Raw genomic sequence first — 20,505 nt, forward strand, 5'->3', positions numbered from 1 at the left:
ACTATGTGACGGGAGCTTTCAGAGAAGTGAAATGACTATCGGGAAGGTTTGCGAGGTGGCCAATTCTTCATTTCGGCTGCCGCTATGATTCGTTCAATTTCTCGAATTGCGAGCTCGGCTGTATCGCGCTTTTCAGATGTCCCATAAACCTTGTTTGCGATTTGGCCATAACTCCATATGGAATGGTGGACAAGCAGATCATAACACTGGAAATATCTGACCCAGACTCTAACGTCTCCAAAGACCGGATCAAGTGTTTCTCTATACCATTCATCAATCGCGTCTAGAGGTTTAGACGCCAACCACTCTTCACGCTTTTGTGTGAGGTAGGGACGAAGAGCTTTCACAAGTGCAGATGGACTCTGGTCTAGATCAAGCTTGAGATATACGAACTGAGATCGTGGGTTTCGAAGTGACCTAAGTATCTCCTTTTCACCACTTTCCCCCCACAACTCAGATGGTCTCAAATGCACGACTTTTGTGAGATCAGTTATCCCGCCGGGAAGGATTCCATGATCTAGAAAAGTCTGCTCTAGAGCATCATTGCCTCTTCCCGGATAAGGAGTAAATAACACGTGATGCTCTCCCTTCAGCGTGTCGCATTTAATCCCGTGCTCCTTCAGAAACTCCTGGAAATGTGAGTCCCCTTCACGATGGGCCTTGTGGGCCTGTTCGCTCCGAAGAATGGCTTCGATGTGAAAGACTGTATGGACACACCATGGATGGGGATTCGGGCTCGAGTCGTTAAAAGGCAACGGCAAAATTGGATATGGGTAGGGACATTTCCTTTTTCTAGGTCTGCTACCCATCTGTCCCTCCTGTCGGGTCCTGGTGAGGAAGAGAGGCACGGGCGCCAGGAAACGCCCGCCGGCTGGTTCAAGAGGCCAGCCGTTGCCTCTCAAGAATCACACGATCATGAAGATCGAGTCATAATCCGTGAGAGTTGAGTGGCGGTCCAGGTGCCTGAACCTCGATAAGTCGGCACGCCGCTTTGGTTCATCGCATCAGCCGCAGCACGAAGGGTCAACCCTTGTGCCCTGTAACCCAGGATCATCGGCCTGATCGAACGAGCAAAGGAGTCAGCCGCCAGTTGTCTCGCATGAGCTCCGCGACGTGAGGCATCACACAGGCTTCGATGTGAGGGGTTGCCGAGTTTGACCCCTCGACGTTTCAATGCGGCTAACGCCTCGCGAGTTCTGACCGAGATCATACTGCGTTCCTTTTCGCTGAGCGCTGCATACAGATGCAGCACGAACGGATCCACGTCAGGCCCTAGATCTGCGACTATAAAAGGGACACGCTCAGCCATCAAGCCGGCAATAAAGGCCACGTCCCTCGAGAGCCGGTCGAGCTTGGAGACGATGACTGGGGATTTGAGCCGGCGAGCTTGGCGCAGAACCTCTGCGAGTTTGGGCCTTCTGGTCAGGGCGTCGGCCCCCTTACCCGTTTCGATCTCTTCCACCCAGTCGAGGATCGTGAAACCCTCGGCGTCGGCGAAGCGGCCGATAGTCTCTCGTTGGGCGGCCAGGCCATTACCCTTGTTTCCCTGTTCCGAGGTGGAGACTCTCATGTAAGCCAGTGCAGCTCGGTTTGCCATAATCTCCCGTCCTATACACAAAACCATACGAGCGTTTGAAGTTGTGTATTTGTTTCCTCCTTCATGAGGCAGACTTCACAAGGGTCAGAGTGCGACCTCCTTTCCTCTTATCTGGGCCACTCACCGGAGGCAAGCCCTCTGCCTCCTCGAACAGTTCCTGTGTGGAGCGTACATAGGACGCTAGCTCACCACTCTCATCCAAGATGACGCCGACTTCTTCGAGGATACGGAGAACCAGGTGGGCATCTATTTTGGGCCGGTTCTCCGCGGCGAGGGCGAGGACCCCTAAGAGCTCCTCAACGCGGATGAGATCCTCGACTGCAGTCGAGCCCATCTGTTCCAGACTCCTGAGCCCGTACCCGCATTCAGCGTTCGTCACGTCGAAAATCTTGCCTTGCTGATCCCGGAGCAAGACCCGGGCGTGGAGCATGACCTTAGCATTCGGCAATTTCTTCGATTGTTTATTCTTCTTCATGTCGTTTCCTTCCTTTCAATAAGAGTGGATTGTGATTCGCACGACCTGCTCATGTTCGGCTTTCGTGCCTCTGCCAGCAGAGACTCCAGCCGCTGCAAGTCGATGGCTTTGCCCAATTTCGATTGCAACCGCAAGCCGCGCCCGCCGACTTTTCGCCCACCCGCAAACGCTGTACGGGCGTGGCCATTGGCTGGTCTGCGAAACTGTTTGAAGTTCATAGGACATCCTCGTCTTCGTCCCTGGACCCATCCGCTCCCCTCCGGGGATCTGGACCGAAGGGCATCGCCATCTTCTCGTCCATCTCTTGACTAATTCGCTGCCATTCTTCGCGCTGGACTGGGTCCGCCATGGCCGCGTCGTAATCATCAGCGATATCTCGCAGCACATCCATGTAGGTTACGCCTTCCTCTTCTGCCCACTTGAGGACCTTGGCCCGACCGTCCGGGCCGAGCGTTCGTCAAATGTCTTCTGAAGGACTTCATCTCGCGAGAGTCCCTCGAATGAATCAACATACAGATACATGGAACCGCTCCTGGTTGGTTGTGAGTTACGCGGCCTTCCTGCCCTTGAAGTACTGCTCCAGCAAATGCCGAATGAGCCCCGCTGCACTGGTGCCGCGCTTCCGTTCGGCGTCAAGCTTGGTTTTGAGATTTATTGGGATTGAGATATTCATACGTGCCAGCTTCATGACCTCACCTCCTGTGATGATACATATATGTATCATCTGATACATAAGTGTGTCAACTGGTGCTTGAGGAGGCCCGGTGGAGGCTGCTAGTATCCGGCCCCATGCTCAAGAAAGAGCCTGCAAGTCACCAAGGCACGATCAACATTCGAGGCGTTCCTAAAGACTTTGTATTTCGATTGAAGCAAGCCGCTTTGGCAGAACGGCGGACTGTGAAGGCGTTTCTTCTATCTCTAGCTGAAGAGCGGATTCAGGAACTCGAAAAGAAGGGGCTGTTGCCGAAAGGGAAATAACACAAAACGCCAGGCAACCCCGCAGGAAGGGTGTGACCCATGGAGGATGATCTCGTCGGCAACCTCTTTACCTTGGGGAAGGCGTGCTTGTATTTCCTTCCCTCGTTTATCGCCCTCGGGCGGGGGCTTCGCAACTGCATCACGATTGTGGTCGTGAATCTCGCGTTAGGATGGACGGTGATCGGCTGGGGGGTCGCGTTGTTCTGGTCGTTAAAGCGGGGACAGAGCGAACGCGTAGCCTGACTGAGCAGAGGATAGCGGCCGAAGGAGCAGTGCAGGTGATCCGAAATGCCTATCGGCGGTTCGTGATTTTGTTTGGGGCACACCGGTCGCGATTCATTGCGTTGAATCGGGCCACGACGAGCGATCGCTCGAAGGCAACGAAGTTCTACATAGCCGATGAGGCCAAAGCGTTTGCGGACCAGAAAGCCATTACGCTGAGCCCCCGCACCTCTATCGAGCAGGAAGACTTTGTAGCAAGTGAACTGCGGCAAGGGCGGTTTCATTATGTGGAGAGGAGGACACCATCGGAGGACTAGGGAAAACCACCAACAGCAAGCGCGATCGCGAACGAGCCCAGCAACAGAAGCAACGGGAGAAGGAGGCCCGCCGCCTTCAACGCCAGGCCAACAAACGGACCTCCGGCCAGGCCTCCGAAGGAGAAGACCCTGATCTGGCCGGGTTACGCTGGGGCCCTCAACCGCCGCAAGATTGACCGCCGATCATGGCATGTATCAGAAGTTCGCCGGGCAACACACTATGACATCGGCATCAAGACCACCCCTCAGGCCGGTGAACAGATCATGATCTTCGGCTTTGGTAAGTTTACAGTCCGACATAAGCACGCTCGCCCAGGACGGAATCCCAGAACACGCGAAGCGATAACGATCTCAGCCCGCCGAGTGGTGACATTTAATGCGAGCAACCTTTTCAAGACGGAAATAAATTCTCCATCGGCAGAAGGCAGGGAAGGCGGAAAAGAAGGGCTTCTGCCGAAGGGGAAGTGAGTTAGGCCTGTATCTTGACTTTCAGCAATGAGCACAATCCTGATCTCATATCGCCGCGAGGATAGTGCCGATGTCACTGGTCGAATCTACGATCGACTCATTCATGAATTTGGCCGAGCGTTGGTGTTTAAGGATGTTGATTCCATCCCTTATGGTATCGATTTTCGAAAATATCTCGACGAGCAGGTGGCCAAGTGCGAGGTGTTCCTCGCCGTGATCGGACCGAATTGGATTAGGAAACGTGGAACCAAAGGCAAGTCTAAACTGGAGGACCCAACAGATTTCGTCCGTATAGAGGTGGAGTCAGCCCTAAAACGACAGATTCCAGTGATTCCGGTCTTGGTGAATGGGGCAGTCATACCGCCTGCTGATCGGCTCCCGACTAGCATTAGGGATCTGTCTTACCGTAACGGAATCGTAGTGCGCCACGATCCGGATTTTCATAGGGATATGGATCGCCTCGTCGCCTACCTGAAACTACCTGGTGTCATCGGTGCTTCGGGCACGACAGCTGCTCAAGCATCAATGTCCAGCCAATTACCCGCTCTAAGGGGGAATAACAGCCTGGCTGGTCTGGCGGTTTCGCCAGGCACTCTGGCTCCCGCATTCGATGCGAACGTGCAAAGCTATACCGTCAGTGTTGCCAACAATGTCGGAAGCATCAATGTCACTCCCACGCTGTCGGATCCTGCTGCAACGGTCACCGTGAATGGACAAGCCGCGATCTCCGGTCAAGCCCGTGCAATCACCCTTAATGGCCCAGGCCATGGCACGAAGATCACGATTATCGTGACCGCCCAGAACGGCAATGACAAAACTTATCTCGTGACTGTAAGCCGCGGAGTGTCCGCCAATAACAACTTGCAAGGTCTAGCCATTTCACCGGGACCGTTGGCCCCGGCCTTCAACGCAGGCACAGTCGGATACACAGTCAACGTAGGAAGCGGCGTGACCCAATTTACGGTGACGCCGACACTGCAAGATACCGCGGCAACCATGACAGTGAATAATCAAGCCACCAACTCCGGGCAGGCTCGAACCATTCCGTTGAATGCGGCCGGATCGAGCACCTTTATCAATATTGTGGTAACCGCCCAGAATGGGGCCCAGAAAGCGTATTCCGTGAACGTCATGCGCGCCTCCTTGGACGTGAATAACAATCTGTTGGCCTTAATGATCACACCAGGCTCCATGAATCCTCCATTTGCTTCGGGAACCTTGAACTACACGGTGGATTTGGCCACTGACGTTACCGAAGTGACCGTGACGGCAACGAAGTCCGATTCGAATGCTGTGCTATCGGGCGATGTGCCCAATCAAGGACAAGCAACTATCCCGCTCGATGGGCCAGGGACAAGCAAACAAGTGTCGATCATCGTGACCGCCTCAAATGGTGTCTCAAAGACGTACGCCCTCACCGTGAATCGCGCAGCGCCTGCAAGTAACAACAACCTGTCGGCACTGACGGTGACACCTGGGACATTAGTTCCTGCCTTTGCTGCGAGCACGACGACCTACACTGTAGAGGTTCCGCTCAGTGTTGATAGCCTGACCGTCTCTTCGACCAAATCTGATCCGAATGCAGTGATGTCCGGGGATGTGCCGGCAGGGGCAGGAGTTGCTACAGGGCAACAGACCTTTGTGCTCACGCCACTGGTGCCGCGATCGGTATCGATCACTGTCACGGCTCTGAACGGTGACACAAAGACATATTCTGTTACCATTGTCCGCACATTGTTCTAAAAACACAGACTTTCACTTAACAGGCCGATTTCAGAAGAGGAAAAGAAGGGGATTCTGCCGAAGGGAAATAGGTGGCTACTTGATAGAGGAAGTACGAGACCTTCTCTTTTTTCTCGAACAGGAACAGCAGACTCTTCAAAATTCTCGCCTTCAGTGGGAACAGGAGCTAAAGCTCTTCGCAGATCTTGCACACCTATATATTAAACTTAAAACCATTACGAAGCTTTCGACCAAACATCGGCATCTCCTGGCCTCGGTAGATCTTTTTCTTTGTGCGGAAAGTAGTATGTATTCTGCGGTATCCCATCTTCTAAGGCGAAGACTTGGGGACGCTGAGTCGGTAACGCGTCGAGCTATCGAGGAAACAGCTACTGCTTACCGGCTCTTCAAGCACCCGAATCTTTTAGAAGTCTACAGAGACGCCTATCCAATTTCCAAAGACTCCTCAAGTTCTGATTGGCGACCATCTGAACAATATCGACAAGCATTTGCGAGCGGGAAGCTATTCAGCGAGCCACCTGAATTTTGGAGCGAGCTGAAAATAGACTATGCCATGTTCAGTGTAATGGCTGTGCACGCTGGCTTGGGAACTATCACAAAGTTGGTGACAACAGATACTATGCGTACGATGCCACTCTTCGAGCCAGATGATAAAAATATCTACCGTACCTGGTATCACTTCTGTTCAATTTACTCCTCACTTCTCAAGGTCTTCGTACATATACTTCGCGGCGCGGGAAATAACGACATGATTAGGCTATTAGAGGACGAAATCGTTAGTTGGCATAACCGAGCGTCCGCTTTGCTAGAGAAGCGTGCGCCTTGGATTGCTGAGTCGACTAAGGCTCGGTGGGCTGAACAGGGTAAGAATCGTTTTGAGTAGATAGCGATATTTGCCTTCCAATCGTGCTCAGCTTGTCAAAGCCATTCACCAGTAAAGCGGGGAAGCGGGTCAAGGATCGGACGGAGAGGAGGGGCTGTTATGGAGTTCAATAGGCCGGTTCTCATTGAACCTTATCCACCAAGTAAGCCCTCTGGCATGCTGGCTTTTCTTCTGGAACACAAACTATGGATTGCCTGGACTGTGCTCATGGTCATTTTTTATCAGTTCAAGGAAGGCATTCAGTCGGTTATTGCCGCGACTCTCACACTCTTTGGGCTTATCATTCTGGCCGATTTCTTTACAAACCTTGAAGGCGGGTATGAACGGAAAGAATTTCATATCGATCCTGACATCGGGATGATTGCGATCGGCGCGTTAACTTTCCTGGTCACGTGGATTGGATGTGCGGCCGCTTATGGCTTTCTATTCGGGTTCGGTCTTGGCTGGATACCTGCCTACATTCTGGCTCAAATTCTCATGTTGATGTGGCGGGTTGTCTCGCTCGCCGTCATTTCATTGCTTGTTCTGTTTACGGTATGGGTTCACTAGCCCGCTATACTATACAGGTCAACAAATGCAGGCGAAGTGGGGCTAACATTTCTATTGCTAGATATGCTGGAAATCCTGAAAGCTCATATTAAGAAGTGAAACAGAAGGGGATTACGTTGGCGCTGGATAGCCGGCGGGCGAGCAAATAACAACAATAGCGATCCGCAAACATGGCACGATCTCAACCTCTTATTACCTCCTCCATAGCCATAGCTCTCAGCTGCTCATTGCTGTTAACGGGCTGTAGTAGCCTCATAATTCATGACGACGATAATATAGCCGTTGTGGCTGGCAAGCTTGGGGCCAGGACAGCAAATTGCGCCTTAACCATTTTCATGCTCTGCGCCAGCGAATGGATTTGGATGGAAGAGGCGAAGCGTCAATCAGTGGTCTGGTACGGGAACGGTGATATACACGGTGACAATTACCGATGTCAGCTAGAAGCATCATCTAATTCTCCTAGAGCGCCTGCGTATATACATATGCCCATGGGACAAAATGTAATGTCTTTGCCCGTGGACACTGGAGGGGGACCACAGATAAATCAACAGCTCTACCATGCATGCATGAGAGCACATGGTTATTCGCTGGTGGATTCACATGATCTGGCTCGATGGAAGGCGGAACAGACGAAAGGCTCACACTGTGTGTCTCGGACAACAACAATTGGAACCCAACTAAGAACGTCCGAAGGTCAGACCGTTAAAGTCACAGAAATATATGGCCCTTCATCTAGATGCTCAGATCCGGCCACTCCTGTGCTTGTAGATGCTAAATAGAAAAACTAAGACGATTGGATATATGGGTTTGTTAATCATAGTCATCGCTACGCTTCTTTTATATGGCTGCACACCTTGGCGAGCACAGTATCTCCAGGAAGCGACCGGACGAGCAACACAGGATGAGATCACTTCGAAGCTAGGCCCGCCAATGAATGAACGCACCTTAAGCACTGGTGAATCAATTTGGCTGTATCGTTATTCTGGTGCGACGGCTGGTCAGTACGGAGGCTCAACCTGGTGTCGTGAATACGTGCTCAAATTTGACACTCAACATGTGCTCAGAACGTGGAACCACCAAAAGTGCTAGTGTTGGTCCTGAATAGAGCGCGAAAGCCTGTGCAGGCCAGATGGAAGAAGGGTAAGCAGCAGTAAGGAGAACCATGACACGGAAAGAATGGAAGGAAGGAGTGAATCAATTACTGAAACCGATCGACTTCGAGGATCTGATTTCCGGAGGACTCCTAAAGAAGGCCGGCGCCTGGTATCGGTTCACCAACATTCATGACCTGCCGCGCCATGTGACCGATCACATCATCGAACTCAAGGCGACCCCCGGCGTCCCTGGCGGTCTGGCGAAGTTTAAACTTCCTTCGCCTCGGCAGCGGAAGATGTTGGAGAAAATTGCCTCGCGCTAGCCGATTCGGTGAAGATCTTTGCCGATATCAATTAGATGAATTAATTCGTTATTTGGCTATGCATTGCAGTTAATGTGTGGTTTAGCACAAACTGCAACCGAGGCAGGAGAAGACAATATTTCACCTGGGTCCCCAAAGCGTCTGATCCGTAATCCGCATGTAGCCTATATATGAAGGTTCCGAAGAATGAACTGGAAGCAATTTCAACACCGTCGAAATCAAGTAATACCTTCTCTCCCTTGACTAATAGACGCTTCACTTTCTCGTATAATTGATCACCCTCCTCAACCGTCCCACAGTAAACACTAAGTCCCTCTGCGACCAATACTCTATGCATACCGGTCCTCCTCTTGATTGTGGAAGGTTGGCTGAAGGAGATCAGTATGAATGCATAGATTAATGGAACTACCTGGAAAAGAGAAGGGCAAAGTCATTTGCATCGTTTTCCCATCGGAAAACTGCTTCCACACCCCATCCTTCGATATTATTTCCAGGTCGCCATGGTGGATTCTCAGCCACTCGCTAAGGATGTGTAGACCTGCACCAGCATTGTTCTGGCGAGCTCTGCTGGTAACACCTGGCTGGATTGCTAATGCGACGGCTGAGGCTTCAGAATTAAGCTGAGGATACAATCGTGTGAGTGTCTCAAGGAATCCAATACCGAAATCCGTAACAGAGATCATTAGTTGCTTTGTGCTCTGATATGCCTGTGCACAGACACAACACCCGATTAATGACTTGCTGTGATCGAAAACATTGTAGATAATTTCCGGCAATGTAACCGTAACCATCTCCACGATTGCATAACGCGGAATATTGGAGTTGCCCACCAGCCAATTTGCAATCTGCATCGGATATGATCCCTCAAATTGATCAAGCCGACGCAACATAACGCTTTTGCTGTTTGCCCGTCGACGTAGCAGCTGACGGGGACCCCGGAAATCAAACTCCTCAAAAAACCCCTGGTCTGTAAGGTACTGGAGAGTCTCAGCCTTAGCAGGAGGAGTGAATAAAATGTCTTTGCCCCGTAAATGCAGGTCATGAATCATGGCTGCAAGCAATGTGAGTCCCAGAGGTCTAAACTGGACTGTGTTGCCGCATTCGATTCTCACTGGCTCAAAATTGATCAGAGCGGCTGTGTAGCATTGCAAGGCGAATTTATAATGAGTTATGTCCTCGGAGCAGACGTATGGAAACGGCACAAAGGAAGGAACAGTCATATTAACGGCACGATCCGCATAGACATCTTTCTTAAAATCAATCCTCGCACGCCTCGAGGGCTTTCATCAACGCCTGAATCTCGATGCCGCTTTCCCCTCAGACCGATTGTTCACGAGGACATAAGCCCGTCTGCTCTTCTGGATACCTCCCAAAATCCCATTGCGGACCCATTCTTCTATCTTCTAGAATCTACCCCACGCTGTCGAGGTGGCTATGCCAGTCAGCACGGTGTCAGTTCCCATCGTTGTCCTCCTAACGACAGTCATAACAACATCTGCGATAGCTGCTGATCGAGAAGCGGTCTGCGTCAAGTATGAGATGGAGCATGGCTGGTCTAAAGGCTATGCAGTTGAAGGGGTTGTTATATCAGGAGTCGATCTTAATGCGAAGGTCGGAAGCATAAGTAGATTCAAATCTTACTCCACATATGTCGTGATCTTCTGGGATCAAGGTCAAGCAACGATTCTTGAGCTCTCAGCTTTCTCTATGGGCGTTCCAATCTTTGAGAGTCAGGTGCGAGATCAAGATGGACGCTTGTGGAAGGTGAAGCAGGGTCACGGATTCTGTTTCTAATCACCAAGTGTGCTTACGGGTTTGTGTTTTCATTGAGCATTAGACTTACGACCTAGAAGCGATATCTGTGTCAGCTCGGACTGTACGACGAATGCGGAGAAAGAAATGCGAGATGGAAACATTGGCCGTATTAATGAGTCACAAAAGTAAGTGGCCGATGAAACTGACTCCAATGGTGGCCAACTGTGTGCTCATACTCAGTGGAAGCGAACTTGCTCCATGCTCAGGCTCCATGCAGGCGACGCTTTTCACAGAAAGCCCGGAACGGCGTGGCTGCTGCTCCCATCATGGTGGAGTCTGTGGTTGTGAGAAGGGGCGGGCGCTCTGTTGTGACGGGCGGCTGAGTCCGTCGTGTGGTTGCGATCGATGACGTGGCAATGGACGCTCGTCCTGATACTCGCCCTTCCCATTCCCTCTCTAGCTTCAGCAGGTATTGAGTTCAAGGGCAAAGTTATCGCCGTACTAGATGGCGACACCATTGAGGTTCTGCACAACAAGAAAGCTGAACGGGTCCGCCTCAACGGGATCGATTGTCCTGAGAAGAAGCAAGCCTTTGGCACGAGAGCGAAGCAGGCCACGTCTACTTTGAGCTTTGGGCAGACAGTGACCGTTCAGAGAACGGGCAAGGATCGGTATGGACGCACGCTTGCAACGGTGATTCTACGAGATGCAAAGAATCTGAACCATGAACTTGTGAAGGAAGGCTGGTGCTGGTGGTATCGCAGGTACGCGCCGGACTATGCAACCCTACAGGCCCTAGAAGCCGAAGCGCGTCAGGCCAAGAAAGGCCTGTGGGTGGATGCCAACCCAGTCCCACCGTGGGAGTGGCGGAAGAAAGGTAAGCAAGTGGCTTTGACCTACCGCTGAGATAATCATCGTTACGGATCTGGCTTGAAGGGGCACCTGTCGAAGGTCAGGCGCATCATATCGGCGCCTTGCCGGTTACCAGCTGGAGGGAACAAGGACACCGATTATTTCTTTGCTGCGATGCGAGTCAGATTATAGGAGGAATCATGCCGGGTAGACATGAGGCCGCATGGACTTTCTCAGAACCGTTCAGTGTGACTGCATGAGTTCCTATACCTTCTTGCTCTTTGCGATTGCGTGCTCTACATCAAGCACAATGCGAGCAGATTCCTTGGTGATGTCCACCCGCTCCTCGACGATGTTCCGTGCTCGTCCCTTGATAATTTCCAATGATCTCACCAGGTCTTGATTCGTCTTTTGTAATTGATCAATCTCCGCTTGCAGCTTTGTCTTCTGGTCAGCTTTCATCATCGCTCCTCCGGATAGTTGGCAATGTGTCAGCAAGTGTAGCCAATCCCTCACGGAGGTCAAGATCAGGAAGTTCGCTTAGGCTGCTGCTCCCAGACTGATCCAATGCTTTGCCTTCTATTGACCATGACTTTCCCGCTCCACTAAAGCCCTGACAATCTGAGCATTTCGCCCAGCAATGCGGTTTTTTTTCTGCTATGCTCACAAATTATCGTGAGTACCGATACCGTTCACCTTGAATGGCATCTCACGCCGCGAGGATGGGTACTCGGGGAATGGTCGGCCAACGAACCGCTTCTTCCAACTTTGGATCCTCCACCGGATCGTATTGAGACATGGGTGAAGACAGAAATCCGTCATGGGATCTCGTTCGCTCTCCTCAGGACAACCTGGTCGTTGATAGGCTCCTCGCCTTACTATAGTGAGACGGATCGATGGGCCGATGTGATGAGTGGATGATCATCTATCGGAGCCCATTTAATAGCCCATCTCTGATCAGCAGTATCGTTTGCTAAGGGCGCTATCTTGCGCCCTAAAGGCTTCCCACCTACAATACGTTCCTTTTCAGTAAATAGTCTCACGGACAATAGAGATGAGCCGCGCAGTATCCTATAAAGGCTACATCATTCGGCCCGCTCCTCAGCATCTCGTGGAGAGCGGCATGTGGGGATTGAACCTTCACATTTCGTGGTCCACTGGTAACAAAGAGCACTCTCATCATTTTTTCAAAGACGAAGCGTATGGGACGAAGGACGAGGCCGAGATTATGTGTATTGACTACGGCAAACTGATAATTGATGGCCAAGTTCCTGACGAATCGGTTGGATAACAAAAGATAGAGAGGCCGCCATGTCATTCATGCTGGTGATTACTTCCTTACCGAACCGAGATGACCACCGCGAGATCGAGGCTTGGGCAAACTTTCGTGGTTATGCAGATATGGATAACCTTCAAAAGGTTAAAGGAGTGTTTTGTTTTAATGAATCGGCATGGCTCTTTGATACCAGGAAGGCTCTCGCCCCATTAGGCGTATTTATTTACCATGCCAATAGATTGTCCATCCAATTGCATAGTCTCCAACTCGATGACGAAACAATTCGATGTCGTCTGGCGTCCCCAGCGTCAGCCAAACTGGAAGAGTTTCTTTCTTCATAGGCTGATGAAGCCAAGCCAGTTCGCTGGAGCCGTGGAGGGTTGAGAAGGTCTTAGAGAGCCTTATTAACGCGTCCTCGCACCCGCCTCTCCTCACGCCGGCCAATTTCATCACATAAAAGCCCAGGCTGACGGATTCAATTGAACAGTTGAGTCGCGTGCACTTTTGACCATTTCCCCTGTGAGGGTAATGCTATTGTCCACCCTCGGCTCAACCATCATGAATACTCCCCGAACACCGCCCGATGTAATCTGGATCTGTCGAGAATGCTGGAAACAGAGTAATGGCAACGAGATGGCCGTTCGTCCCATACCGACCTTTATTGGTGCGTGTGCGGAATGCGGCGCGACAGATGCCCCTATCACCTATATTAAAGTGGTTTCCACGTCGAGGCATGACTATAAGGGACGCTCGATCAGATTGACGCTCGGTCAACAGGATGGACACTGGGGGTGTCACTTTTCAATTATTGAACTCGGGAATACCCAGGCGCCGTCTCTAAAGGGGTTTGTGGCTAGGAGGGATTATTCTTAAGCAGACGCGGAGGCGGAAGCTCTAAAAACGGCGCAACAGCTCATCGATTCAAATTAGCTCCGTGAAGGAGGTCACACTATGCCGGGACCAGCTGACATCATCACCTACGTTATTCTGGGCGCCTTCGCCCTGGCTATCATTATCTGGGCAATGATGAATACGGGATATACACCGCCGGGTCAGTGAGATTCACGGGGTTGTAAGGGCATGTGCTCGTAAAGGAACGCCTAATCTCGAGTTTGGAATCGTTACTTTGCTCTGAGCTATCGCGACGGAGCCCCTTTCGAACTGGCACGGCGGAAATGATCATCGATTCACGGATAAAGACCAGTGAGAATCGGGAAATCGTCGGCAGGGTGATCCGATTATGCTTGAGGGGGGCCGCTCCCATCTTCGTCCTCTAAAAACGTCTCTCAGAACCGGTGTAACTACCAGGCGGTGCAAACCCACCCCCATCCATGCCACTCAAATCCTTGACGCTCGGATCGCCCGACGATCGACGGTCCCACCAAGGACCGGACGAAGAAGTATCACCCTTCGCGCCAGGATGAATATCGAATGATGGCCCCAGAGAATCGCTATAGGATCTCATGCCCGTGCCACTGGACTTGTCCCCAGAAGATCCTTTGAATGCCTCACCGTCGTAACTGGAAACATGGCTTTTAGCTGAGAAATCCTCAATCTTCTGCACTTTGTGAATGAAGGAATTATGTGCGCCCAAACTTTCTGCAGAGTAAGGCAGTCCCTTGGCTGACACTAAGACCGGCGCGGCTAACCAGACACTTGTCAAAAGCAGACATATAGTTAGATTCTTGTTTTTCATCGCATCACTCCTTAGAATTTGTCGAACCACAGCACCTGGACTTGAAGGCCCCTGTTTTCTTCAGACATCCAGTGGCAATCACTTGCCCATTGACATTGTGCTCTGAACAGTCAAGCTTGAGTACTCAGAATTCCCCTGGCCGGACTGGGTCATGAGGCCCTTCCCCCCGAAGGGCCCCTGACGGTACATAGCCTTCTTTTTGTCCTGGTGCGCTACCGTATCGCCCCGCATGACCGATAGCTAAGGATTCACAGCCATGGAAGGCGAATGATTAACTGACATATTCCATATAGAATGAACGAAGTCGGCTAGATGTTCGAGAAAAGGGAGGTGCATCATGGTGAGTAAACTATCAAAACGGATAGAGGAGCTTGAGTTCCGTCTTAGACAGGCAGAAGGTAAAGAGCAGGACATGTCCTACAAGGCCGTCCTGGAGCTCACAAGTTATGTCCATGAATTGTCACGGAAGATCGATCAGCATCAAGAATCCATCGCCTGACAAGAGTGCATGCGTGATGCTGACAGCCTTTCCACGAGTCCTTAAACCGTCTTGAGAGGGCCCAGGCGAGCTCCCATCCGCTCTCTCTGCTACCTCAACTGAACGCTCCTTTGGTTCATCGCGGACTTTCTCCTCGTGGAGCGGCCCTTCTCTCGGCGGGAGAGAGGGGGGTAGTTTGTATTCGGCTATACCAGGCTGGCCAATTTCATCATTAAGGGTTTAGGTCTTCCATCTCATGCGTATATGGGATGCTCTTCACACCTCGACTGCATTATATGCCTATTTCATGTTCCAGACACGCCCCGTCCTGCGGCCATGCCAATATCGGTAGGGAAAGAGAACCGCGGTGCTCTTTACCCCGCATGCATTTTCTGATTCAGTAACTGCCGCCATATTAGAAGGGATTGGATGACGAGTTTTGTACATCACTGGACGGGTTATACGGCGCTGGCCGTGTTTGTCGCTGCCTACGTTCTGGTTATTGTCGAAGAATCCATTCATCTGCGGAAATCCAAACCGGTCATGGTCGCGGCAGGAGCCATCTGGATTTTGACGGCACTGGCGTATGCTGCTCAGAAACAATCTCATGCCGCTGCAGAAATCCTGCGGGATACCCTACTCGAATATGCCGAGCTAATGCTCTTCCTTCTCTCCGCGATGACCTTCATCAATACCATGAGCGAGCGGAATATCTTTGAGGCGCTGCGTGCTCGGCTTACTTCATTGGGATTGTCGCTGCGCAGCGTATTCTGGCTCACAGGTATCCTGGCGTTCTTCATCTCCCCCGTGGCCGATAATCTCACGACGGCGTTGGTGATGGGCGCGGTGGTCATGGCGATCGGCGCGGGCAACGGACGCTTCATCGCCTTGGGATGCATTAATGTGGTCGTGGCCGCCAATGCCGGAGGCGTTTTCAGCCCGTTCGGGGATATCACGACGCTCATGGTCTGGCAAAAAGGCGTGGTGAAATTTGGAGAGTTTTTCGCGCTCTTTGTTCCGTCACTCGTCAACTGGCTGGTGCCGGCCATTGCCATGGCAATGACGATCGCACGTGATAAGCCTTCATCCACAATGGAACCGGTGGAGGTGAAGCCTGGCGGTTACCTCATTGTTGGGTTGTTTTTACTCACGATAGCCGGCACCGTGGTGATGCATCATTTTCTGGAAATGCCTCCGTTTCTCGGAATGATGACCGGCCTGGGGATTCTTAAATCCTATGGGCATTTTATACGGCGGAAGGAATTGGACGAATGGACGGACATTCCCGTGGTTGATGAAGAAAATGCGGGACAGAACGATGGATTGTTGAAACCTGCCGTAAAGCCATTTGATATTTTCATCAGCATGAAACGCGTGGAATGGGATACGTTGATGTTTTTTTACGGCATCATGCTCTGTGTGGGGGGCCTTGGGGCGCTGGGTTATCTCGCCGTGCTCTCCGATTTTCTGTATCAAGGACTGGGCGCAACGGCCGCCAATGTCCTTGTGGGGATTCTGTCAGCACTTATAGACAACATCCCCATTATGTTCGCTGTCTTGAGCATGAACCCCGAGATGAACCTTGGCCAATGGCTTCTGGTGACGCTGACCGCAGGGGTCGGGGGATCGCTCCTCTCGATCGGTTCGGCAGCTGGCGTGGCGCTCATGGGACAAGCGCGGGGGATCTATACCTTCATGGCACACCTGAAATGGACATGGGCAATCGCGTTGGGCTATCTAGCCAGTATCGGCGTGCACTGGGCGATGAACCGCCATCTGTTTCATCCGTAGGGTGGTGGTTATCGCCTTAGACCTAAGGTCTAATCCTAGCTCGAGATTTGGTGACCCTTGGCAAAGCTAGAACGGCGTCTTTCAGTATCCTCTCAGGAGGCAATTATGGAGGAGAAGAAATGCGCCCATCCTCAATGCAAATGTCTCGCTGAAGCGGGAAAGGAATTCTGCTTTGACGAATGCCGCACCGGCCGCACCGCTTGTGCTTGCCACCATCCGGGCTGTCGGACTACTAGATGAAGCTGGCAGACGGGTGCTTAGTACGAAGAGCGTAGAAGCAGAAGTGTACGTTGTCATGTGTGATTCAGCATCCTTTCTACCTCTTCGCGCCGGATCTTAAACGGCCGACGGGTAAGGATCGTGGCGATCTCGCCGCTCTCAATCCACCGGTAGACCGTTGCTCGCGACACATGGCAGATTCTCGCCACCTCGCTGGGCCAGAACCAGGTGCGATTCGTATCGAGGAGATTCATCGGCGGCCGATGTCAGGACTCACCGAGCTTTGTCCGGCAAACGATTGCCGTTTCCATCATACTCATACGATTCCAAGACGATCTCTTCTAGGGTCGGCCCAAGAGTCCCGTCCGTCTTGGTTTTCAGCAAGCCCCCATAGAGCTCGATCAAGCGATCCGCCGCCGCCATGCGCGTCTGATGATCGGGGAACGGCTCGCCGGTCTCCGGATCTTTGGGGATCTGTGCATCCCCGAGCTGGGTTGATTTCACGATCAATGGCGCGTCTAATGCCTGGACCAGTGGCCGCACGATCGCATCGAACTTCTTGTTCTCCTGTTTCATCACTAGATCAACCGCCTCGGTCACGATGCTCTGGATGTAGGGTCGCTTCACAATCGTGTAGCCGTGAGATCGGGCGTAGCTCTCGCTGTAGCCAGCCTCAACCATGGCTGAGACTGGTGACATGCCCTTGGCCACATTTTTGGCTGTCTTGAGATGCCGTTGTTTTCGTGACATAGGACGTGGTTTTGCTCTCTTCATCAATCACCTATGTTTTACCGATGTTTTCGCCTTGTCTCAGCACAGAAACCGCCGTCTATGCGAGAAGGCGTTGACCAGCTCAAAGCCCGGATTCATGATGGCGAAGCGTTGTATGGCCATAGCTAGGAGATAGACGGTCAGTGGAGCGGCCGTCGTATGGGCTGCGACCTGCTCAATATGGTCATGCGTCTCTTTGAACCACGGAAGAGACAGCATGGCCTGCACCCGTTTCGTCATCGTCACTCCGTCCGCCCGATCGGCGGTATCCAGAGCAGCGAAAAGGACATCGTCCCGTGCCTCACCTATGGCCTCCGCCTCTTCCAGTGCTTCGGGAAAGAGTAGGCCCTTCCCTGGGCCAGGATGCCTGCCTTTCGAACATCGTGTGCCGTCCAGAGTGGCCAGGGATACCGCGCATTGTACAGCTTGATTACCTGCTTCCGAGGTAGGCCCGTAGCTTGAGAAAGGAATTGCACCAACACTGCTGAACTCATGACCGCTCCTTCACGTCTTCAGCGACAGGCATCGGTCCTCGAGAGTTTCACGAGTTCTTCGATCAGGTCGGCGAGTCCCTCTTCTTCATGCTTGTCTTTCATCTGTCCACTGTATAGGTCGACAAGACGATCCGAAGCCTGCATCCGGATCTGATGGTCCGGCAGGTCTACTTCCTGGGCATCACCCAACTGCTGGCTCCTTACAATCACCTTCGCGCTCAACGCCTCGAACACTGGCTCCAGAATGTCATCCAAGACCAGATCCCGCCGCTTCATAATACGGTCGCATGACTCGGTGAGGATGGTTTGAATGTACGGACGTTTCACCACGGTATAACCGCGGGCTTTCGCGTAGGACTCACTGTAACCGGCTTCAATTAAGGCGGTCTTGGCATCCATGCCCTTGGCCAGGTTCCTCGCGGCTTTGGTCTGTTTCGCTTTGCGTGAGGGCTTTTTCATCAAGACCGACTTTGTCCCGACATTTCGACTGTTGCCCCTGTGACATGGGCCTGCTCCTCACGACCGCAGTACTCGACCAACAGATGCCGGCCAATCAGATCGGGGAGGCTGGAGCAGTGTTTCAGCCGCTCATGTCCAGACACGGGGCCGCATGGGGCGAATTTGGCGCCTGTGAGGAGATCACCAAGCTTTTCGAGGGAAGCACCGTATTGAAGAGCCACGCTCATCAGACGGGCTATTACGTCGTAAAGCGCGATCGTCTCTGGAGTGCAATCGGAACCTTTCACCCGAAGGAAGATTTCGGCAGGGGAGGGATCGTCGTGGACGGAGATATAGAGCGTTCGCTTGTCAGCAATACGGACTTTCTGGGTGATGTGGTAACGACGGGCGGGAAGTTTGAGCCGGTTTGTCATGCGGCAAGCACCTTCCCTTGGATTGTGAAGGTAAGACTGGGGCCGAGATGGCTAATCAACGATGGGTTGAGCGCCTCGCCTCCACCAAACCTCGCTTGCGCGGGCCGGCGGCTCATCCCTTATTGGTGCCGCCGGAAAGAGTCATCAACCCGCAGGTGTTCTTTTCTTCGGTTGACTTGCTGGCCTCTTTATTGTCTTTTCGTAATTGAGGCCAAGCCTCGAGCCCCAGCCTTTCCGGTTGAGGCCGTTTCCGTTGCTTCTTGGTGCCGTCGCGTTGAATGGCTTTTTCTGCATTGCAGGCATGAGGAAACGCTGCCATGTGATCCCGGAACTATAATGAGGCTCACGTATTAGTATTCTGACTAACGATAACTCTTCCTCCTTCTCTGCAAGTACATTCGCCCTTCAAGTTCGTTTTCTGAAATCCAATTAGAATTCATGGAATGTATTAACGAGTGTTGTAACCCAGGATAGCGTTTTGATGATCCCTATGAATGTTCAGTGGCTTTGGAAATCGTCTGGAATAGCAAGAGGATCCAGCCGTTGCTTTCGTTTTCCATAGGCCTTCTATTCAGTCTTGGAGGATGCAATGCCTGATATCGGTAGAGTCAAGCTAGGGCTCAGAGCGAGTGTGCTGGGTTGTATGGTTCTGTCGTTGAGCGCATGCTCGACTATCGTAGATCACCGGCTAAATTTGTTGAATAACTTCACTCCTGATTCAACAACCGGGATCGAAGTGGGAAAAGTCGTCAGCAACAGTGGCAAGACCATCGAGTCGGACATGCGCCTTGAAACGATGTTACAAGAGGCTTTGAGAGGCCAACTAGAAAGAGCAGACCTCTTGTGGAATAACACCTTCTCAAGGAAGCTAGTTTGTGATTGCAAGATTCTTGACTACGAGGAAGGAAACGCGTTCAAGCGGATTCTGTTCCCTGGTTGGGGGGCCACTCGCCTAACGATTCAGTGTAATTTGCACCAGGAGGGCCAATTAGTTGGGACCATTGATTCGAAACGGACCATCTTCGGAGGCGGGATAGACACAATCGGTGCATGGCGGTACATTTTCGCCAACGTTGCCGAAGATCTCTCACAGAATTTGCGCCAAAAAGGATTTGCGCGTACCGACTAGTATACGCGGAAGTCAGAAAGGCATTAGGAGGCTGTCATGAACTGAATCAAATATCTTGACGACCTCAGGCACATTCGGCAACGAAGATCGGTAGTTACCTAGTCTGCGAATTTTAACAACTGACTTCGATGAGCTAACTACTCTGCAGAACCGGACTCAGAGTATCTCTTTAAGATTATCCCATCGAGCCCGTACAGCCCGGGTGGCACCCTGCAATTGAACAAGAAGGTCAAACACGTCCTCGCCAGTTTCCGTGATTTCGAGTGTTGCGGTCGGTAGCCAGAGCGAAGCGGTGGGAATGTTTCCAGGCGCAACGACTAGTCGCCTCCCATCCTCGAGTTCGAGCACATCGTCTTCCTCGGCCACTTCAAGAAGCCTTACCACTTTCCGCTCGTCACTTTCCTCATCGTCCTCTGGGCGCATGCCGGCCTCCATCGAGTGCCAAGTGTGCCAGTTCGATGCAGAGTGACGATTCGCCCTGGCTCGCATATAGTAGCTGCCGCTACAGCACAGCCTGTCACCT

29 protein-coding genes are annotated in these 20,505 nt (G+C 52.0%); 12 read left to right on the plus strand and 17 right to left on the minus strand.

Features of this window, described 5'->3' with window-relative positions; all coding sequences use genetic code 11:
• Window positions 1–35: 35 nt before the first annotated feature.
• The 6 genes from H8K03_14390 to H8K03_14415 form a co-directional block, all read right to left on the minus strand.
• The gene (locus H8K03_14390; protein UVT18990.1) at window positions 36–809 is read right to left on the minus strand and encodes a hypothetical protein; all 774 of its coding nucleotides are present in this window, start codon (window positions 807–809) and stop codon (window positions 36–38) included.
• A gap of 104 nt (window positions 810–913) precedes the next feature.
• Entirely contained in the window at window positions 914–1,597 is a 684-nt protein-coding gene (locus H8K03_14395; protein ID UVT18991.1) for a recombinase family protein, read from the minus strand.
• A 61-nt stretch (window positions 1,598–1,658) separates the two neighbouring features.
• Window positions 1,659–2,072, minus strand: a complete 414-nt coding sequence (locus H8K03_14400) for a hypothetical protein (GenBank protein UVT18992.1) — start codon at window positions 2,070–2,072, stop codon at window positions 1,659–1,661.
• Window positions 2,069–2,290, minus strand: a complete 222-nt coding sequence (locus H8K03_14405) for a hypothetical protein (protein ID UVT18993.1) — start codon at window positions 2,288–2,290, stop codon at window positions 2,069–2,071. The genes H8K03_14400 and H8K03_14405 overlap by 4 nt, the downstream gene beginning before the upstream one ends.
• Window positions 2,287–2,463: a hypothetical protein gene (locus tag H8K03_14410; GenBank protein ID UVT18994.1), complete on the minus strand. Its 177-nt coding sequence runs from the start codon at window positions 2,461–2,463 to the stop codon at window positions 2,287–2,289. Before H8K03_14410 ends, H8K03_14405 begins: the two co-directional genes overlap by 4 nt.
• 156 nt (window positions 2,464–2,619) lie before the next feature.
• On the minus strand, window positions 2,620–2,760 hold the full coding sequence (locus H8K03_14415; GenBank protein ID UVT18995.1) for a hypothetical protein: 141 nt from the start codon (window positions 2,758–2,760) through the stop codon (window positions 2,620–2,622).
• A 101-nt stretch (window positions 2,761–2,861) separates the two neighbouring features.
• On the opposite strand from H8K03_14415, the gene H8K03_14420 reads away from it, so the two are divergent.
• The 7 genes from H8K03_14420 (at window position 2,862) to H8K03_14450 (ending at window position 8,649) form a co-directional block, all read left to right on the plus strand.
• Entirely contained in the window at window positions 2,862–3,050 is a 189-nt protein-coding gene (locus tag H8K03_14420) for a hypothetical protein (protein UVT18996.1), read from the plus strand.
• 39 nt (window positions 3,051–3,089) lie between these two features.
• A complete protein-coding gene (locus H8K03_14425; GenBank protein UVT18997.1) occupies window positions 3,090–3,293 on the plus strand; it encodes a superinfection immunity protein in 204 nt (67 codons plus the stop codon).
• A 35-nt stretch (window positions 3,294–3,328) separates the two neighbouring features.
• On the plus strand, window positions 3,329–3,589 hold the full coding sequence (locus H8K03_14430) for a hypothetical protein (protein ID UVT18998.1): 261 nt from the start codon (window positions 3,329–3,331) through the stop codon (window positions 3,587–3,589).
• Window positions 3,590–3,853: 264 nt separating this feature from the next.
• Window positions 3,854–4,057, plus strand: coding sequence for an HU family DNA-binding protein (locus tag H8K03_14435; GenBank protein ID UVT18999.1), 204 nt, complete (start codon window positions 3,854–3,856; stop codon window positions 4,055–4,057).
• A gap of 27 nt (window positions 4,058–4,084) precedes the next feature.
• Complete coding sequence (locus tag H8K03_14440; protein UVT19000.1) at window positions 4,085–5,800, plus strand: cadherin-like beta sandwich domain-containing protein; 1,716 nt, start codon at window positions 4,085–4,087, stop codon at window positions 5,798–5,800.
• A gap of 1,039 nt (window positions 5,801–6,839) precedes the next feature.
• Window positions 6,840–7,232, plus strand: coding sequence for a hypothetical protein (locus tag H8K03_14445; protein UVT19001.1), 393 nt, complete (start codon window positions 6,840–6,842; stop codon window positions 7,230–7,232).
• Between the two features lie 1,162 nt (window positions 7,233–8,394).
• On the plus strand, window positions 8,395–8,649 hold the full coding sequence (locus H8K03_14450) for a hypothetical protein (GenBank protein ID UVT19002.1): 255 nt from the start codon (window positions 8,395–8,397) through the stop codon (window positions 8,647–8,649).
• A gap of 40 nt (window positions 8,650–8,689) precedes the next feature.
• Here H8K03_14450 and H8K03_14455 read toward each other — a convergent pair whose 3' ends face one another.
• Complete coding sequence (locus H8K03_14455; GenBank protein ID UVT19003.1) at window positions 8,690–8,986, minus strand: STAS-like domain-containing protein; 297 nt, start codon at window positions 8,984–8,986, stop codon at window positions 8,690–8,692.
• The gene (locus H8K03_14460) at window positions 8,979–9,869 is read right to left on the minus strand and encodes a hypothetical protein (protein ID UVT19004.1); all 891 of its coding nucleotides are present in this window, start codon (window positions 9,867–9,869) and stop codon (window positions 8,979–8,981) included. The genes H8K03_14455 and H8K03_14460 overlap by 8 nt, the downstream gene beginning before the upstream one ends.
• Before the next feature lie 940 nt (window positions 9,870–10,809).
• On the opposite strand from H8K03_14460, the gene H8K03_14465 reads away from it, so the two are divergent.
• Complete coding sequence (locus tag H8K03_14465) at window positions 10,810–11,310, plus strand: thermonuclease family protein (GenBank protein ID UVT19005.1); 501 nt, start codon at window positions 10,810–10,812, stop codon at window positions 11,308–11,310.
• 210 nt (window positions 11,311–11,520) lie between these two features.
• On the opposite strand, the gene H8K03_14470 is transcribed toward H8K03_14465, so the two are convergent.
• On the minus strand, window positions 11,521–11,721 hold the full coding sequence (locus H8K03_14470; GenBank protein ID UVT19006.1) for a hypothetical protein: 201 nt from the start codon (window positions 11,719–11,721) through the stop codon (window positions 11,521–11,523).
• A gap of 589 nt (window positions 11,722–12,310) precedes the next feature.
• On the opposite strand from H8K03_14470, the gene H8K03_14475 reads away from it, so the two are divergent.
• Both H8K03_14475 and H8K03_14480 read left to right on the plus strand, forming a co-directional pair.
• Window positions 12,311–12,547 (plus strand): hypothetical protein, encoded by a 237-nt coding sequence (locus tag H8K03_14475; GenBank protein UVT19007.1) that lies wholly within the window; start codon window positions 12,311–12,313, stop codon window positions 12,545–12,547.
• Window positions 12,548–12,567: 20 nt separating this feature from the next.
• The gene (locus H8K03_14480; GenBank protein ID UVT19008.1) at window positions 12,568–12,873 is read left to right on the plus strand and encodes a hypothetical protein; all 306 of its coding nucleotides are present in this window, start codon (window positions 12,568–12,570) and stop codon (window positions 12,871–12,873) included.
• A 932-nt stretch (window positions 12,874–13,805) separates the two neighbouring features.
• On the opposite strand, the gene H8K03_14485 is transcribed toward H8K03_14480, so the two are convergent.
• Entirely contained in the window at window positions 13,806–14,228 is a 423-nt protein-coding gene (locus tag H8K03_14485; GenBank protein ID UVT19009.1) for a hypothetical protein, read from the minus strand.
• Between the two features lie 337 nt (window positions 14,229–14,565).
• Here H8K03_14485 and H8K03_14490 point away from each other — a divergent pair, with 337 nt between their 5' ends.
• A complete protein-coding gene (locus H8K03_14490; protein ID UVT19010.1) occupies window positions 14,566–14,727 on the plus strand; it encodes a hypothetical protein in 162 nt (53 codons plus the stop codon).
• Between the two features lie 408 nt (window positions 14,728–15,135).
• Window positions 15,136–16,497 carry a sodium:proton antiporter NhaD gene (gene nhaD / locus H8K03_14495; protein ID UVT19011.1) on the plus strand — a complete coding sequence of 454 codons (1,362 nt, stop codon included), beginning with the start codon at window positions 15,136–15,138 and terminating at the stop codon, window positions 16,495–16,497.
• A 293-nt stretch (window positions 16,498–16,790) separates the two neighbouring features.
• On the opposite strand, the gene H8K03_14500 is transcribed toward nhaD, so the two are convergent.
• The 7 genes from H8K03_14500 to H8K03_14530 all read right to left on the minus strand — a co-directional run bounded on the left by H8K03_14500 (window position 16,791) and on the right by H8K03_14530 (window position 20,405).
• Window positions 16,791–16,970 carry a helix-turn-helix domain-containing protein gene (locus tag H8K03_14500; GenBank protein ID UVT19012.1) on the minus strand — a complete coding sequence of 60 codons (180 nt, stop codon included), beginning with the start codon at window positions 16,968–16,970 and terminating at the stop codon, window positions 16,791–16,793.
• Window positions 16,971–16,989: 19 nt separating this feature from the next.
• The gene (locus tag H8K03_14505) at window positions 16,990–17,466 is read right to left on the minus strand and encodes a hypothetical protein (GenBank protein UVT19013.1); all 477 of its coding nucleotides are present in this window, start codon (window positions 17,464–17,466) and stop codon (window positions 16,990–16,992) included.
• A gap of 60 nt (window positions 17,467–17,526) precedes the next feature.
• Window positions 17,527–17,727, minus strand: coding sequence for a hypothetical protein (locus tag H8K03_14510; GenBank protein UVT19014.1), 201 nt, complete (start codon window positions 17,725–17,727; stop codon window positions 17,527–17,529).
• 272 nt (window positions 17,728–17,999) lie between these two features.
• Window positions 18,000–18,440, minus strand: a complete 441-nt coding sequence (locus H8K03_14515; protein UVT19015.1) for a terminase small subunit — start codon at window positions 18,438–18,440, stop codon at window positions 18,000–18,002.
• On the minus strand, window positions 18,440–18,853 hold the full coding sequence (locus tag H8K03_14520) for a hypothetical protein (GenBank protein ID UVT19016.1): 414 nt from the start codon (window positions 18,851–18,853) through the stop codon (window positions 18,440–18,442). The genes H8K03_14515 and H8K03_14520 overlap by 1 nt, the downstream gene beginning before the upstream one ends.
• Before the next feature lie 112 nt (window positions 18,854–18,965).
• A complete protein-coding gene (locus tag H8K03_14525; protein UVT19017.1) occupies window positions 18,966–19,172 on the minus strand; it encodes a hypothetical protein in 207 nt (68 codons plus the stop codon).
• A 966-nt stretch (window positions 19,173–20,138) separates the two neighbouring features.
• Window positions 20,139–20,405, minus strand: a complete 267-nt coding sequence (locus H8K03_14530) for a hypothetical protein (protein UVT19018.1) — start codon at window positions 20,403–20,405, stop codon at window positions 20,139–20,141.
• Between the last annotated feature and the right edge of the window lie 100 nt (window positions 20,406–20,505).

This window comes from Nitrospira sp. (genome assembly GCA_024760545.1).
Classification (GTDB): domain Bacteria; phylum Nitrospirota; class Nitrospiria; order Nitrospirales; family Nitrospiraceae; genus Nitrospira_D.